Source organism: Vibrio sp. 10N.286.51.B11, assembly GCF_041469245.1.
GTDB classification, from domain to species: domain Bacteria; phylum Pseudomonadota; class Gammaproteobacteria; order Enterobacterales; family Vibrionaceae; genus Vibrio; species Vibrio crassostreae_C.
The window spans coordinates 289,020-304,497 of sequence record NZ_JBFRKI010000007.1; the positions used below are offsets into that span (position 1 = coordinate 289,020).

General features: G+C 44.8%; 15 protein-coding genes. 2 read left to right on the forward strand and 13 right to left on the reverse strand.

Annotated features, from left to right (window positions below; translation table 11 throughout):
• Positions 1–110: 110 nt before the first annotated feature.
• The 12 genes from AB4154_RS03930 to AB4154_RS03985 form a co-directional block, all read right to left on the reverse strand.
• A complete protein-coding gene (locus AB4154_RS03930) occupies positions 111–599 on the reverse strand; it encodes a GNAT family N-acetyltransferase (RefSeq protein WP_017068284.1) in 489 nt (162 codons plus the stop codon).
• Positions 600–836: 237 nt separating this feature from the next.
• The gene (locus tag AB4154_RS03935) at positions 837–2,261 is read right to left on the reverse strand and encodes a lytic polysaccharide monooxygenase (protein WP_372122378.1); all 1,425 of its coding nucleotides are present in this window, start codon (positions 2,259–2,261) and stop codon (positions 837–839) included.
• A gap of 487 nt (positions 2,262–2,748) precedes the next feature.
• Positions 2,749–3,108 carry a DUF6559 family protein gene (locus AB4154_RS03940; protein ID WP_102320089.1) on the reverse strand — a complete coding sequence of 120 codons (360 nt, stop codon included), beginning with the start codon at positions 3,106–3,108 and terminating at the stop codon, positions 2,749–2,751.
• Positions 3,109–3,137: 29 nt separating this feature from the next.
• On the reverse strand, positions 3,138–3,896 hold the full coding sequence (gene btuD, locus AB4154_RS03945) for a vitamin B12 ABC transporter ATP-binding protein BtuD (RefSeq protein WP_372122262.1): 759 nt from the start codon (positions 3,894–3,896) through the stop codon (positions 3,138–3,140).
• The gene (btuC, locus tag AB4154_RS03950; protein ID WP_017096955.1) at positions 3,883–4,878 is read right to left on the reverse strand and encodes a vitamin B12 ABC transporter permease BtuC; all 996 of its coding nucleotides are present in this window, start codon (positions 4,876–4,878) and stop codon (positions 3,883–3,885) included. Before btuC ends, btuD begins: the two co-directional genes overlap by 14 nt.
• A 133-nt stretch (positions 4,879–5,011) precedes the next feature.
• Entirely contained in the window at positions 5,012–6,040 is a 1,029-nt protein-coding gene (locus tag AB4154_RS03955; RefSeq protein WP_017059157.1) for a succinylglutamate desuccinylase, read from the reverse strand.
• A 278-nt stretch (positions 6,041–6,318) separates the two neighbouring features.
• Positions 6,319–8,115, reverse strand: a complete 1,797-nt coding sequence (locus AB4154_RS03960; protein WP_372122264.1) for a M3 family oligoendopeptidase — start codon at positions 8,113–8,115, stop codon at positions 6,319–6,321.
• Positions 8,116–8,254: 139 nt separating this feature from the next.
• Positions 8,255–8,872 carry an alpha-ribazole phosphatase family protein gene (gene cobC, locus AB4154_RS03965; RefSeq protein WP_372122266.1) on the reverse strand — a complete coding sequence of 206 codons (618 nt, stop codon included), beginning with the start codon at positions 8,870–8,872 and terminating at the stop codon, positions 8,255–8,257.
• A gap of 9 nt (positions 8,873–8,881) precedes the next feature.
• Positions 8,882–9,502, reverse strand: a complete 621-nt coding sequence (cobU, locus tag AB4154_RS03970) for a bifunctional adenosylcobinamide kinase/adenosylcobinamide-phosphate guanylyltransferase (RefSeq protein ID WP_372122268.1) — start codon at positions 9,500–9,502, stop codon at positions 8,882–8,884.
• 9 nt (positions 9,503–9,511) lie between these two features.
• A complete protein-coding gene (locus AB4154_RS03975) occupies positions 9,512–10,318 on the reverse strand; it encodes an adenosylcobinamide-GDP ribazoletransferase (protein ID WP_372122270.1) in 807 nt (268 codons plus the stop codon).
• Positions 10,318–11,346 (reverse strand): nicotinate-nucleotide--dimethylbenzimidazole phosphoribosyltransferase, encoded by a 1,029-nt coding sequence (cobT, locus tag AB4154_RS03980; RefSeq protein ID WP_372122272.1) that lies wholly within the window; start codon positions 11,344–11,346, stop codon positions 10,318–10,320. Before cobT ends, AB4154_RS03975 begins: the two co-directional genes overlap by 1 nt.
• A gap of 57 nt (positions 11,347–11,403) precedes the next feature.
• Positions 11,404–12,015: a flavin reductase family protein gene (locus AB4154_RS03985; RefSeq protein WP_017099714.1), complete on the reverse strand. Its 612-nt coding sequence runs from the start codon at positions 12,013–12,015 to the stop codon at positions 11,404–11,406.
• Between the two features lie 703 nt (positions 12,016–12,718).
• Here AB4154_RS03985 and AB4154_RS03990 point away from each other — a divergent pair.
• Entirely contained in the window at positions 12,719–13,414 is a 696-nt protein-coding gene (locus tag AB4154_RS03990) for an NAD-dependent epimerase/dehydratase family protein (protein WP_372122274.1), read from the forward strand.
• A 185-nt stretch (positions 13,415–13,599) separates the two neighbouring features.
• Positions 13,600–14,973, forward strand: coding sequence for an L-cystine transporter (locus tag AB4154_RS03995; RefSeq protein ID WP_017059148.1), 1,374 nt, complete (start codon positions 13,600–13,602; stop codon positions 14,971–14,973).
• A 112-nt stretch (positions 14,974–15,085) separates the two neighbouring features.
• On the opposite strand, the gene AB4154_RS04000 is transcribed toward AB4154_RS03995, so the two are convergent.
• Complete coding sequence (locus AB4154_RS04000) at positions 15,086–15,478, reverse strand: heme-binding protein (protein ID WP_017066157.1); 393 nt, start codon at positions 15,476–15,478, stop codon at positions 15,086–15,088.

Sequence of the window (15,478 nt, forward strand, 5' to 3'; positions counted from 1 at the left end):
GTTAAAACTGAAGCGCTTCAAAGCATCAGTTGACTGAAATAGAAAACGCCACGTTATTGTAACGTGGCGTTTTATTATCTGTCTGTAAATTCTAACTGTGTAGCTAAGCGCTATACCAGTCGTGCCATATGATAAGCCGCCACATATTCGCCATTTCTGAAAGCGAACCCTGCGGACTCTCCTTCAATCACGAAACCAAACTTCTTATACAGACTGATCGCTCTTTCGTTATCGGTATACACCGTTAACTCCATTCGCTTGATGTTAATCCAGTTATCACACAAGTCGATTGCTGTTGCGAGCAGTTGGCTACCGACACCTTTGCCTAACACATCGTCTTTAACACCCATACCAAATGAAGCCACATGTCGTCTTCTTGGGTTCACACACACTTCCATTCCCAAGTTGCCAACAATCTCATCGTCGATCATCGCGACATACGAGTACACGTTATCAGGCATATTAGAGATTCGTTTTTGCCAGCTTTCCAGAGATGGATTTGGGAGTTGCAGCGTACCGGTATAAGCATTAGTGCATTCGTAAACTTCTTTTATTCCCTTTGCATCTGACGGTTCAGACCGTCTCACTATAATACTCATCGCAACTCCTACTATTTTCATCGCTAAATATGAAACACATCCTTAATGTGCACCTAGACACACTATCAAATAGTGAATATTTAACAATAGGTTAGATGAAATTGTTTTTATTGGGGCTGACGTGAGGAATGTATCTGGATGTTCTGAAGAAGTAAATTCGTAGAATCAAGGTTAGTTAAACTCGAGGTCATTAGATATGGGCACCTCAGGTGTGCCCATATCGTGAAACCTATGGAGTTATTGAGCTGGACGCCAAACGCCCCATTTGTCATTTTCGTAAGTCGCTTTAGGGTTAGTACCACCTTGAACCCACCATTGTGCTTTCCATGACTGGTTCGAGTAAGTCACGACTTCGCCACCAAGGTAAGTCGCTGATGAGTCCCACGTACCTGGATCTGGCGTAGGGTCTGGTGTCACGCCACCGTCATCGACAATTACTTCAAAAGTGAAGGTTTCAACACTGTCGCTTTCAATCGAGCTAGCCATAAACGATAAAGTTTCGTTTGCAGTGATGCCAGTGGTATCAACTACGATAGAAGCCGTGCCGTTATTTTGAATGCTTACAGAAGTACCTTGAGTTTGAGTCAATGTCGCCGCTTCGCTTGTTGCAATTACAACTTTGTCGCCAGCATTCACTACGTTGTCACTCTTCACTAGCTCGTAGATGTCACCTTTCAATGGTTCAACACCACCGTCGCCACCATCAATCAACGTTAACTGACCAGAAGCACGGCTATCTTTTGAGTTGAAGAAGTTACGTGAAGGATCGTTTTGGAAGTACATGTAGTGCTGCATTTCAGCATGCCAGTCACCAATGAAGATCGCGCCATCTTTAAACTCTTCGTGCCAGCCATTAATTTCTGAAGCTAACAAACGAGCCCAATCGTTAACGTTTGAAGCATCAATGACGATGTCGAAGCTTCGCGCTACTTCACCATACTTGTTGATGATGTCGTATTTAACCGTATCACCAATTTCTGGCGTGCCAAACTGGTCAGAAACAAACAGGTCACCACGCACTAGATCAGGCTCTGGACCCGGCTCTGGTGGAGGGGTTGTGCCACCCGCGATAGTGATGTCTGAACAGTTGTAGAAGCCTTCGCCCGCAGCATCATCACGTTGCCAACGAACGAATAGAATCGCATCGCCAGAACGGTCTGAAGGAATAGTGACATTAATGCGGTACTTGCCGCCATTAACCGGAACGTTACCCTCTTCTTGGATAAGATCTAAGTCTCCCCACGCTAGGCCTTTGCTTAGGTCCGCGTTTGGTTTCGTTAGGTAGAACTCCCAGAAAGAAGGGTTGTGTGGCGCTGTCGCATTGAATACATATTCAAACGTACCAGTATTTAGCTCGGTACGAGTCCAACCAGTATGAGGCGCACCCATGCCGCGTTTTTGCGAATCGTTGGCATAACATAACGTGCCGTCAGGAATCGCCGCTTTTACAGCATTGATATTATTGAAATCTTGGACATTTTTCGCGTACTCGTTACGTTGAACAAACGGGTATGAACCCGAAATGTCTTTTGCTTGAGCACACGCAGCATTAGGTGGTGTACCCGACCAAATCCCGCCTTGCTCGTAACACGTGTTCTGACGCGCGCTTGGAAACTCAGACCAACCATGAGCATTTGCCACTGACGGCACACTCGATAGCATAGCCATACCCACTGCTATTTTTAGAATATTATTATTTATTGTTGTCACTTTCCCACTCTCTATTATTTTACCCTAAACACAAAACCAATTGGTTACTAACCAACCAGCACTGTAATTCGAAGGTTTATAGTTTCTGACTTAAAGAACAACGAAAAATATATACGTCAATTTTATCAATAACAGCGGATTTTATATTGATAGGAATCAGCATCACACAACTCAAACAAATGCGTTGTAGATAGATGATATTGGTTCGAATTATCAATTTTTACCGACAAAAATTACGCATTCCCTAAGAAAATAGATCGCTAGGAAGGTATTTTTTCATTGAATTAATTGGAGTGAAACGCTCGCATAAATAATGATATTGAGTGCTTTTTATCATCATTATTATTACGTTGTTGAGACTGCTGTAAAGTCGCTAAGCTATTGAGCGTATACGTTTATAAATGGATAAATCATTAAACGTTAATTTGAACGAGCTAAACTAATAGCGGCTATTCATGCCAAATCGATTCGACATATCATCGTCCATACGACCGCCCTTCCAACCGCCACCGCCCAACAAATTAAGTACATCACGCGCGTTATATTCCTCACCACCGAAGAAGTCATTAGACACATTATTACGCAGCAATTGAATGGCTGGAGCAATTTCAGCAGCAAGGTCTTGTGGATCAGCAAACAATGCTAAGGCAACCAGTTGTTGGCGCTTACTTAATTCACATGAACTCGTTTCTACTTGCCCAATAGAGAAAAAGTCACTGCTTCCGTACGCTTTCACCAACTTTGCAGAAAGTGATTTGATTACTTTCTTGATTCGTCGTCGTTGAATATATCTAAACATATAGATTGCCTTGTATTGATGAGCTTAAGTTAACCAAACAGCAGATAAGTTTGATTGTCGACCGAGATGCTTTTTACTTGCGTGTTAAATACGGATTCTAGCTGTTCAGGCACAAGCACTTGCTCTGCACTGCCAGATGCTTGTAGTACGCCCTTTTCGAGCAGCAGTACTTGGTCGGCATGCCTCAAGGTTCGGTTCAGGTCGTGGTTAGCCATAATAACCGCAATGCCCTTCTCAGCCACTCGTTCGATAAGCTTATACAGCAACGCTTCTTGAGCAATATCCAACGGCGCTGCAGGTTCGTCTAGGATCAGGAGCTTTGCGTAAGGATTGAGCGTCGGCCAAATTTGCAGGCACATTCCCGCCAAACGAACGCGTTGCCATTCACCACCAGACAGTGTCTGAATTGAACGATGAAGTTTGTCTGTGATGTCCAACATCTGGCTTATCTCTTCCAAAGCCGTGTTGATTTCAGTATCAAGGCCATGTGATGAACTTGGCAGTGATAACGCAAGGTATTGGAAGACTTCCAAGTTGAAGGCTGGCCTTGCGCTTTGGCACAAGTAAGCACGATGCAATGATAAATCTTGTAAAGACAGCTCCGACAAATCCTGCCCGTCGATCTTTATATCGCCTTTGTAACCATCACCAATTCCAGATATCGCTTCGAGCAAGGTACTTTTACCGCTGCCATTAGGGCCGATAACGTGAGTCACCTGCCCTTGCTTGAGCTCAAATGATAGTGGTAATAAACGAGCGCCGACGCTCAGGCTCTTAATTTGAATCATGATTTTTAATTAACATCCAAATGAAGATAGGCGCACCGATACTGGTGGTCATCACACCCAAAGGCAGCTCTGCGGAATCTAATAAGGTTCTTGCACAGATATCAGCAAACACCAACAACGCAGCGCCAGCAACGGCAGACAAAGGAAGAAGGTATTTGTTATCAGTACCAATCGCTAAACGCAACAAGTGTGGCACAACCAAGCCAACAAAGCTGATCACGCCACCTAAAGCTACCGCGCAGCCGACTAAAATAGACACGGCGAAAATTAGACGCCAGCGCAATCTCGGTACGTTTACGCCTAACTGTGCGGCATGCGTTTCGCCAATCATTAACTTATCTAGCTTACTACCTTGCAGGCACAGCCAAATAATCACGGGGATCATCACCAACGTGAGCGAGTGTTGATACCAAGTGACGCCACCTAAGCTGCCCATCAGCCAATACATCAATAAGCGTAGACTTAAGTCATCACTAAAATAGAACGCCCATGTCACCATCGCGCCAGAAAGAATGCCTAACGCGACACCCACTAGCAGTAATTTAGCCGTGGTGAGTCGCATCGTTTTTACCATGCTCACCAGTATCACGGTGAAACAGAGCGAGCCTAAAACGGCGGCAATCATGAACAGTTCTGGTGTGGGAGCAAACGGCAAGAAGAACAGCACGATAACCATCGCCAAACTTGCACCACCAGAAATGCCGAGCACACCGGGCTCTGCTAATACGTTACCCAATAAGACTTGTAAACTTGCGCCAGATACGGCTAACCCTGCCCCGATAGCAATAGCCGCCAATAGTCGAGGTAAGCGTAAATCAATCAGTAGTTTTTGTTCTAACGTGGACAATGTGCCCAGAGGGGAAATGAAAAGATCGCCAACCATTAGGTAAATCGCACTCAGCGCGACAAGCAGTGCTGCCATCAGATAAATGGCTCTAGTCCATTTGCGCTGTTTTTGGTGAAGAAGTTGTTGGAAATCCATATCAAGCTACTTTGAAAATGTTCGCGTAACCTTACCTGTATCCCCAAATAAACTCAAGGCTCACACCGTAATGTGAACCTTGATATTTCAACCAGTTGAGCGGTTGTTTTCGTCGTTTAAACCCGAGTCGATATTAATCGTACACAAGCTGACCATGGTCGAATCGCGTTTCAACTTCACACACCATTAAGGCTGCTCGTTGACCGATAGCAACATTACGATTAGGGAACACCACCGCTTCGTTTTCATTCTTAGCCATTAACGGTTTATCACCATCATGACCAAATACTTCACCGTGCTTGAACGCGGTAAAGTTCTCTACAGAATCTGAGAACATGAAATCGAAGTCATCATGTAAACGAACAATGGTTCTGCTCACGCGATAAGTGATGGTTCGCTTAGGTAAATGCTCTGGCTCAACTTCAGCAATCAAGTTACGCATCGCCAAGTCAAAAGCCGTTAGCTTATCAAGTTGGTTCTCACCAATTCTCGCGACCTGCCCTAGTTCCATTGTCAGTGCTTGCGCTTCGAAGTTTTCAGCACTGTACCAACTGAATGTACTGGTTGGCGCATTTGACAACAACACTGCTTCCACGTGCGCACTGTTAATGAAATCAAACAGCTCTTTACTGCGTACTTCGTGGCGAACTTTAGGGCTCACTGCAAACGAGTAATGCTTAGATAAACGGATTGCACAGTGCAAATCTAGATGCCAACGAGTGGCAGGTTCCGTCTCTTTGTAAAACTCAGTCACCAAGAACTTCAAGTTCTTCGCGATATCCACTTCTCGATTGCTCTCGTACTGCTTTTCATCAAACAGACGATTCATGTTCACATCAAGAAAACGAGTATGCGCGTTAGTGGCTTCTGGGTGAGCTATGATAAACAAGCATCTCGCGTTTACTACTTGGAAACCTGTTTCAATATCCTCAATGAGCTTATCGATCAGCTCCATTGGTGAAGTTTCGTCGCCATGAACACCGGTTGAAAAAATGATGTTCTTGGTTTCAGAATTAAAATCCGCGGGAATCACTTCCAAGACACCGCGTTGATGAAGCTTAATTTGAACACCGTTACTCAGTACGGTCTGTCCTGCAAACACTTCTTGCTCAAGATCTAGGCTGTCAAAAAGAAATGATTGGCGAAAGAGGGTCTTCGTCATGCGCTACTCCTTAATTGCACGGCCGTATGTTAATAAATTGTACATAGAAATTGTGTTGCTAGGATCGCACTTATCAACAGAAACTCCGTTATCACTCACAAATACTACCCATATATTTTTATATTACCTGCTGACTTTACTAACCGACATCTGTTCCAAATAACTTTCTCTATTTAAAGAGACTTTTGGTTGTTTCGGCTTATCTCAGGTTATGCCAGCAAGATAAGAGCCACGTAAGCTAACACAGCTCTTACCTGCTATGAACAGATTGAGATCAATTAATCTTCCTGATCGAGCAATCTTTCAAATTCATCGATTTGAACTTTGACCATGTCGATGCTTTGTTGCCAAAAATCAGCTTGAGTCAGGTCCATTCCTAAGTGCTTTTGAACGACTTCTTCCGCCATCATGCTGCCCGTATCACGAAGCAACGAAACGTAATCGCCGTAGAATTGCTCACCTTTCGCATCGCGCTGAGCGTAAACACCTTTACTGAACAGGTAACCGAACAAGTATGGGTAGTTGTAGAAGCTTACTTGAGAGATGCTGAAATGCAGTTTGCTCGCCCAGAAGTAAGGGTCAGCTTCTGTCATTGCATCGCCATACCACTCTTTCCAAGTCGTTTCCATCAAGTCACACAGCTGCTGAGCCGTTAGCTCGCCTTTTTCACGCTGCTCGTAGAAGGCTTTTTCAAACTCAAAACGAACGGGAATGTTCACCATTAATGCCAAAGAAGAAGAAAGCTCTTCCCACAGCATTTCAAGTTTCTCATTACGTGTTTGTGCTTGTTTTAACAAATGGTCTCGAACGATATTTTCAGCAAAGATCGAAGCGGTTTCTGCCAGCGTCATTGGGTAGCGTGTTTGACACAACGGCATGTCTTTCATCACCCAGTTGTGGAACGCGTGGCCTAACTCGTGTGCCAATGTCATTAAATCTGAGCGGCTACCGCTCCATGTCATGAACACAAGCGGAGTGCGTGTAGCAGCAAACTTGGTGCAGTAAGCGCCTAAACGTTTGTTGGCTGCTGGTGCGGCATCAATCCAACCATTATCAACCATCAAAGCGACAAAATCAGCCATCTCTGGATTTACTTCAGCGAACGCAGTTTTGATCACGTCGATCGCCTCATCAAATGGGTAAACCTTAGATTCAGCGTCACCCAGCGGCGGCATCGCAGCTAAGTGATTCCAAGGCTTCATTTCATCTAGCCCGTGAACTCTTGCCATTAACAAACCTGCTTTCTGACCAACAGCTCGATTAGCTTTCGCTACCGACATCATGGTGTCTAGCGTTTCTGGCACAATGCGGCTGCCGTGTAGGCTTGGATCTAGGAAATGCACATCGCTAATCTTCGAACGCTTTTTGTTTTCAGTCAGTCGCCAACCCGCCAATGCATTTAGAATCGAAGCAAAAGACTCTTGGTGCGTTTTCATCGCACCTTGAACCGCGCGCCATGCTGGTTCTTGTTTGTCGAATTCGCTGCCGTACAACAGGCTCGCGGCTTGTGAAAAGCCTAGGGCTTCCTCTTCACCGTCCAGCTTTAGCGACAGTTTTAAAGATCCGGTTAGGTTATCGTATAAACGACCCCATCCGTCACGACCATCAACCTTCATCGCTGCCAATAACTGCTCTTCAGCAACACTGAGTCGGCTGCTTGATAACTTACGAGAGCTTTCAATCGCAAAGCGCTGCCCTGCTACGTCCGCACTATCATGCTCTAATACTGCATCAATAAATTCTGGTTCTGCGTGAATTAGCGTATCTTCGTAAGGGCTGAACGCTTGAGACATTTCAGAGTTCAGCTTCGCTATACGACCAAGCAATACTTTCGCTTCTGTGTGTGTCGCGTCGACCGATGCGTGGCAATTAGCGAAGGTGTTGATTGTACTCAGTAATGTGCCTGCCGCTTCTGAAGTCTGAATCGCGTTTTGCATCGCTAGAATGATATGACGCTTTTCAACGTGTAGGTTCAACAGCTCAATGCACTGCTGAATGAGTTCAATGTCCTGTTCGATTTTTGCATCATTAAGATCGCTATAAGCAATGCTTAGATCCCAACTTGGTGTTGTCATGACTAAATTCCTTTCACGTAGGTAGTAATACCAATCAGGTATAGCGGCTGTGAACGCCGCTTTATACTTCTATTTATATTTCTGTTTCTATTTACAGATCTAAAAGATTGTTAATTCTTAAACTGTGTTTTTTGAACACTCAGAGAACAGGTATCCCTATCGATTTAACGCTGATAAAGCTCTGCGCAAACTGAGTGATTTGAATATGCGTTATCGATGCGTTTTCTATCGATAACTTCGAGTACAAACTCGGGTTTTTCCAATCAATATTAAGGCAGTGCGCTAGCAGTATGCGAATCACACCACCATGAGTAACCAACAATATGTTGTCACTTGAATCATTCAAAAGTTGCGACCAAGCTTGAGTTACTCTGTCGTGGAAGCTCTGTAAACTTTCTGCGCCAGTTAATTGATGATTAGCAGGGTCTTTCCAAAAGGTTTCTAACATTCCCCACTTGTCTTCAAGTTCATCAAATGGGACACCATCTACTTCACCGAAGTTCATTTCCTGAAAATCCGATGCAACTGATAAAGGCACAGACATACGCTCTGCAAACAAGCTCGCGAGATCACCACATCGTCTTAGTGGAGAGCTAACCACGCTATCAAAGGTAATGTCTTGTGTAGTTAGTGCCTCACATATCTGTTCTTGAAGATCAGAGTTGACCAGCACATCAGATAAACCATTGAGCGCAGCTTTTCCTTCGACTTTGCCATGTCTTAACAAATAGATGTTTTTGGTTGTTCCATTGACCATGTGTGCGACCTAGCCTTGAATATCAAGCAAGTGATTAGATGGTTTTAAGTGCAGCGGCAATCCGGCAGCAACCAGCGTGACGCGCTCAACGACGCGAGCTAGCGCTTGGTTCATTCGTCCTGCATTGTCCACAAACAAGCGAGACACTTTACCCAGCGGCACCACACCTAAACCGACTTCGTTAGAGACCATGATAATTTGCGCCGGACTTTGCTCGACGCTTTTGACCAATACTTCAACCACGGCTTCAACCTGTTCATTAGTTGCGTCATCACCCAGTTCAAAGATGATGTTGTTCAACCACAAGGTTAGGCAATCAATCAATACCACATCTTCTTTCTCAAAAGACTGCAGTTTTTCGGCTAATTCGACGGGTACTTCATGCTCAATCCACTGCTCGCCACGACGTTGTTGATGGTGCGCGATTCGTTCTCGCATTTCATCATCAAGATATGTCGCTGTCGCAATATAATTGAGGCGTCCATTTGAACATGCTTCAAGCGCACATAATGCTTGTTGCTCTGCAAAACTAGACTTACCAGAACGAGCCCCGCCCAATACCAAATGGCTGTTTCGCTGACTTGTTTGATTAATTTGATTAGCTTGAATAGTTTCATTCGTGTTGGTCATAGGAAGCCGTTATAGAAAGCCATTGTAAAATGCAGTAATGAATACAAGGTAAGTCAGCAACTCCATTAACTGTTGAGCCGCACCCAAGCAGTCCCCAGTAAAGCCGCCAATTCGAGCCGTTAACCACGTTTTAAAACCTGTTCTGAACAGATAGGCGACGACAGATAAAACCAAAGCGAATTCAAGACCAAACCACAGGCTAGGCAGCACGCCTACCAGCAACAAGAAGACAAGTTCGCCTTTGGTTTGCTTGTTGGCCAATGGTTTACTTTTACTGGTATCTAAATCACTGACATAAGGCATGTCGTAAATTAGCGATGCAGCAATCGCGCGGCTAAAGGTATAACTGGTCACGATTACCATAAACAGTCCCGTCATGCTTATGAGTTCATTCAACAGCACCCACTTGCCAAGCAAAGCCATAATCAGAGCAGACGCACCATAAGTACCGATTCGACTGTCTTTCATGATGGTCAAACGGCGTTCTAGGGTCATGCCGCCACCAATACCATCCGCCATGTCAGTTAAGCCGTCTTCATGGAAAGCACCGGTCAGCATCAAACTAAAACTCATCATCAAAAAGATGGCAATCGAGCTTGGTAACACAGTATCAAGCAACAGGAACAAACCGCCGCACAAGGCGCCAAGCAACAAGCCGACTGTTGAGAAGTAACGACCAGAACGGTTCATACGCTCTTCTGAATAGGGCGTATTCTTTGGCATTGGCAAACGAGAAAAGAAGCCCATAGCCAACGAAAACAGCTCCCACTGATAAGCAGCGCGATCTTTCAAAGATCTGTTCGGCGTATCACTCATTAAACTGTGACTCCGGCGCTCTCGAAGCTCGCCATGTTGTTATAGAACTCAGCGGCCGCTCGGATGATTGGCATGGCTAGTGCAGCGCCCGTGCCCTCGCCTAGTCTCAAGCCAAGATCAAGCAACGGCTCAGCGTCTAGAAGTTCTAATAGAATTTTGTGTCCTGACTCTTCTGAGCGATGCGCGAAGATCATGTAGTCACGGCAATTCGGTTCAATTAAGGTCGCAACATACGCAGCGACTGACACGATAAAACCATCGACCAGTACAGGAGTTCTGTTTTGATAAGCGCCAAGGAAAGCACCGACCATTTGCACTATTTCGTAACCACCGACTTGAGCTAAAATCGATTTAGGATCGAGTCCTGTGCAGCGTGCAACACCTTGCTCAACCACCTCGACTTTTCGTGATAACTGTTCGTTGTTGATACCAGTGCCTAAGCCTACACACTCTGCAGCAGTTCGGTTTGCTACCGCACTTAAAATCGCTGACGCGCTACTGGTATTGCCGATGCCCATCTCACCAAACATGATGATATTGGTGCCATTCGAAATAGTTCTAGATACAAGCTCTGAACCTAGTTCAATCCCACGTTCGACTGTTTCTAAACTCATTGCAGCTTCGTTGGCAAAGTTATTGGTTCGTGTACCCAAGCGCTGAGAGATCAACATGTCACTGTCTGATTCAACAGGCAACAATATCCCCGTGTCGACTACCGTGATATCGATATTATTCACCGCACAGAAACAATTGATCGCCGCGCCACCACTTAAGAAGTTCAACACCATCTGTTGTGTGACGGCACTTGGGGCAATACTCACGCCTTCGTCAGCAATGCCATGGTCGCCAGCAAAAATGATGATACTTGGCTTATTCAATTCGATGTGTTCAACCGCCGCTTCTTTGCCTTGGCTCTGAATCAATGCCAGTTGATGTGCGACTTTTTCGAGTAAACCAAGGGCACCGAGTGGCTTGGTTTTTTGGTCAATTCGGTGTTGGATGTACTGCGAGTATTGGGTATCTAACATAGTTTTTAAAAACGCTTATTCTGGGTACGTTGATATAGGGCTGCTACTTAGGTATTGCTACTTAGGGCGTGCGACAGAAAACACATTGGAAAGCGTGGCGTATTCACCGCCACCCAATCGAGATAAAGGATCAAGTGCTAACGCGTCGATCTTAAGACGCTCACTCTCTTTGTCGATCACGTCTTCGGAAATGTACACGGTTTCGACTTGAGCAAAGATAAGGCTTTGTGGCACTTCTCCAACCTCTTTTACTTCGTACAAGGTGCATCCAAAAGCGACCGCGCACTCTTTCAATCTCGGTAAAGAGAAGCCTTCAAATTCAACCAGATCAATGTTATTCGCGGTGACTTCCGAATCACCATGTTCAAGGGTAGCTGCTGTCGCCGTCATGGTTTCGGCAGAACTTGAAGAAGCAATGTGAATCACTAGCTTACCCGTTTCTAGGGCATTACGAGTGGTATCTTTGATTTCGCCGGACGGCTTCTTCCCAACCGATAACATCAGTAACGGCGGATTACTAGAAACAGGCGTGAAATAAGAGAAAGGCGCGAGGTTGTACTCTTGGTCAGAAGATTCCGTCAATGCCCACGCAATCGGGCGAGGAACAACGGTTTGTGTCATCAGGTGATAAATCTGAGTGGGAGCAAGAGTATCAAGCTTGAGGTTCATAGCACGTCCTTGGTCTATGTGAATTACGACTCAGTTTACGTGTTAAGCAAGGCTGTATCTATGGCTATGTGGCAGAAACCGCAGAGAGTGTTCTTAATTTAAACAGATCACACTGGTTTTTTCTCAGATTGACAGTCAAATTGACGAACCCTAAAACACAAATAATACTGATAATAGATTTATCAATAACTTACATTTTGGCATCGTTTATGCCTTATCTAAATTACTTATTAATCTCTCTATTGATAAGTACCCATACAGTGAATGCCCACAACACTGACGCTACACGAAGAAAGACAAAACAGAACAACGATTTAGGAGGTGTTATGATTCCAAATTCAAGTAAAAGAAAACCAAATAAATCAAGTAAGAAAGCTAGCAAAAAGGTAAGGAAAATCCCACTGTCCTTTACCTAGTAAGAAGCAAGAAAAGTAACAAAGCCCGTCGCCCAGCGGGCTTTGTTATGTTTAACGCCTAACTTAAGTTTCAAACCGCATTTATCTTTCCCACCGCCATTATGTTTCATATCGTACTTATGCTTCAGACCGTACTTATGCGTCGAGCCAAACTAAATCATCTCTTTTTCCATAAACAGGCGACTCCCCACATACTACTGACCACTCGTTTAACAAACTTTTATTCGCTTAAAATTCAAACACTGTTTATATTAAACAAGCACTTGTGGAGTGAAGAAGGGATTAAAATGAGCATTTCTGGAGACAAAACATCGGTCGTGGTGGCTGGTGCAACCGGGTTAATTGGTCATCATGTGATGAAGTTGCTCATCGATGAACCCGCCGTTGATCATATCTATGCCCTATCTCGCCGAGCGTTAGATTCACAGTTTGATTCCAACAAGCTCCACACACTCATTCACAGCGACCTGCAAGTTACCAGTTGGGATGATACGAATGCGACGCCTAAACTTGGCGTTATCTGCTTAGGTACGACTAAGAAAAAGGCAGGATCAAAAGAAGCACTTCGCAAAGTCGATGTTGAATTGGTTAGCCAAGTTGCACAGTCGATGAAGTTTCTTGGGGTACAACGCGTTGCCGTCGTTCCGAGCTATGGCGCTTCGCCAGATTCTTATTCACACTACCTTCGTTGCAAAGGGCAAATGGAGCAAAACTTAAAACGTATTGGCTTCAAGCAGCTTTTCATCGCACGCCCTGGGCCTCTGGTGGGTGAGCGTGATGAACCTAGAGCTGATGAAAAACTCCTGCAAAGTGTCTTTCCTCTGCTGTCTCCATTTATGCTTGGTAAGTTCAAAAACCTACGCCCTATTCAGTCGGAAGACGTAGCCAAAGCAATGTTGTTCCGGTTATTCGAAAATAATTTCCAAAATATCGAAATTTACTCGTCAAGTGACATGCTCAATTTATTGGCAAAATATCGCTAAAAAGCTCACCTATTCATCACAATGTTGAATATCCACCCATCCTATTGAGTGGGTATTACTAATCGTTCTAATAAATTACTTTTCCTTATTTTACGTTTTGTTACAGGTCGCTACTGTAGCTAACAGTATTTGCGCCCATATATCTAAGCGCCCTATCGATTTAAAGAGATTCATAAGGAAAACAAATGTCATTTTCAGCTATCGCTGCCTTAGCGGTATTCACTGGTATCCTCTTTTTTCTCTACGGACAGCAGAAAAAAGAAAACACACTTTCTCGCCTCGTTTTACTCGGTTTAGTATTTGGTAGCGCATTTGGTCTTGGTCTACAGCTGTTATTTGGTGAAGGCAATCCGGTCATCAACGAAACACTAGACTGGGTAAATATTGTTGGCCGTGGTTATGTTGGCCTACTGAAAATGGTGATCATGCCATTAGTATTGGTTTCAATGATTGCAGCAGTAGTGAAGCTTGAAAAAGGCGGCTCACTGGGCAAGATTTCTGGTATCACCATTTCTGTACTGTTAGCAACAACCGCGATTTCTGCGATTGTTGGTATTGTTGTAACGCAAGCATTCGGCCTGTCTGCTGAAGGTTTAACAGAAGGCGCTCGCGAAACAGCACGTATCGCAACACTTGAAAGCCGCATCGGTAGCGTTTCAGACCTAACAATTCCACAAATGCTGATCAGCTTTATTCCGACTAACCCATTTGCAGACCTAACGGGGGCTCGCTCTACGTCTATCATCGCGGTTGTTATCTTTGGTGTGCTAACGGGCATCGCTGCTCGTAAAGTGATGGCAGAGAAAGAAGAACTAGAATCTCCAATCCGTACTTTCGTTGAAGCGTCACAATCTATCGTTATGCGCTTAGTTAAGATGATCATGGCACTAACGCCATACGGCATCGCAGCGTTAATGGCGAAGGTAGTTGCAACATCAAGTGCTTCTGACATCCTCAGCCTACTGGGTTTCATCGTTGCATCTTACGTTGCGATTCTACTGATGTTCGTCGTACACGGTGTGTTGGTTTCTTTTGTTGGTGTAAACCCGAAAGAGTACTTCCAAAAGATCTGGCCTGTACTGACGTTCGCTTTCACGTCTCGTAGTTCTGCAGCAACAATTCCACTGAACGTTGAAGCTCAAATCACTAAGCTAAACGTGCCACCAGCGATTGCTAACCTGTCTGCCTCTTTCGGTGCGACGATTGGTCAAAACGGTTGTGCGGGTATCTACCCTGCAATGCTAGCAGTCATGGTTGCGCCTACAGTTGGCATCGACCCAATGGACATCAACTTCATTCTGTCTCTGATTGCTATTATCACAGTGAGCTCATTCGGTATTGCTGGCGTAGGTGGCGGTGCAACGTTCGCGGCGCTTATCGTACTTCCTGCTATGGGCCTTCCTGTAACGATTGCAGCACTGCTTATCTCTATCGAGCCACTTATCGATATGGCACGTACGGCGCTTAACGTATCTGGTGCTATGACAGCCGGTACGATCACAAGCCGCCTATTAGGCAAGAAAGACAAGCAACAAGATCTGGAACAAGCGAACGCTTAATGGGTTCGATTGATTCAAGCACTTGAGTCTCGTTAAACAAAAAAACCGATGCACATGCATCGGTTTTTTATTATCTGTTACTTCTAACTTCCATTACTTCACGAGCAACAGCTTAGAACACAAGTTGAATGACTTTTTCGGCAAGTGCTTCATCGTCGTCTTCACTTAATCCGCTGACACCAATAGCGCCAATCACCTGCCCATTTAATTCAATGGGAACACCGCCTTTAAAGCCAGTGATCTTTGGGTCAGTCCAGTAACTTAAGTCTTTACCAGTTTCTCTCGCCCAAGCACCTAAGTTACCGCTTGGCTGTCTATCTCTTGCAGATGTATAAGCTTTGTTCTGTGCTAACAATCCGGCTTGAACACTCACATTATCCATGCGAATAAACGCCAGTAACTCACCGTGCGTATCACACACGCTCACCGCGATTGCTTGTTGATTACGCTCAGCAATGTCTAGAGCGTTAGACACCAGTTGTTGCGCGATCTTTTGATTCAACAT

Bases quoted from the DNA above. Each gene is read 5' to 3' on its own strand.
- AB4154_RS03930 (WP_017068284.1), bottom strand. From the start codon at position 599: ATGAGTATTATAGTGAGACGGTCTGAACCGTCAGATGCAAAGGGAATA.
- AB4154_RS03935 (WP_372122378.1), bottom strand. From the start codon at position 2,261: ATGCTATCGAGTGTGCCGTCAGTGGCAAATGCTCATGGTTGGTCTGAG.
- AB4154_RS03940 (WP_102320089.1), bottom strand. From the start codon at position 3,108: ATGTTTAGATATATTCAACGACGACGAATCAAGAAAGTAATCAAATCA.
- btuD (WP_372122262.1), bottom strand. From the start codon at position 3,896: ATGATTCAAATTAAGAGCCTGAGCGTCGGCGCTCGTTTATTACCACTA.
- btuC (WP_017096955.1), bottom strand. From the start codon at position 4,878: ATGGATTTCCAACAACTTCTTCACCAAAAACAGCGCAAATGGACTAGA.
- AB4154_RS03955 (WP_017059157.1), bottom strand. From the start codon at position 6,040: ATGACGAAGACCCTCTTTCGCCAATCATTTCTTTTTGACAGCCTAGAT.
- AB4154_RS03960 (WP_372122264.1), bottom strand. From the start codon at position 8,115: ATGACAACACCAAGTTGGGATCTAAGCATTGCTTATAGCGATCTTAAT.
- cobC (WP_372122266.1), bottom strand. From the start codon at position 8,872: ATGGTCAATGGAACAACCAAAAACATCTATTTGTTAAGACATGGCAAA.
- cobU (WP_372122268.1), bottom strand. From the start codon at position 9,502: ATGACCAACACGAATGAAACTATTCAAGCTAATCAAATTAATCAAACA.
- AB4154_RS03975 (WP_372122270.1), bottom strand. From the start codon at position 10,318: ATGAGTGATACGCCGAACAGATCTTTGAAAGATCGCGCTGCTTATCAG.
- cobT (WP_372122272.1), bottom strand. From the start codon at position 11,346: ATGTTAGATACCCAATACTCGCAGTACATCCAACACCGAATTGACCAA.
- AB4154_RS03985 (WP_017099714.1), bottom strand. From the start codon at position 12,015: ATGAACCTCAAGCTTGATACTCTTGCTCCCACTCAGATTTATCACCTG.
- AB4154_RS03990 (WP_372122274.1), top strand. From the start codon at position 12,719: ATGAGCATTTCTGGAGACAAAACATCGGTCGTGGTGGCTGGTGCAACC.
- AB4154_RS03995 (WP_017059148.1), top strand. From the start codon at position 13,600: ATGTCATTTTCAGCTATCGCTGCCTTAGCGGTATTCACTGGTATCCTC.
- AB4154_RS04000 (WP_017066157.1), bottom strand. From the start codon at position 15,478: ATGTTGAATCAAAAGATCGCGCAACAACTGGTGTCTAACGCTCTAGAC.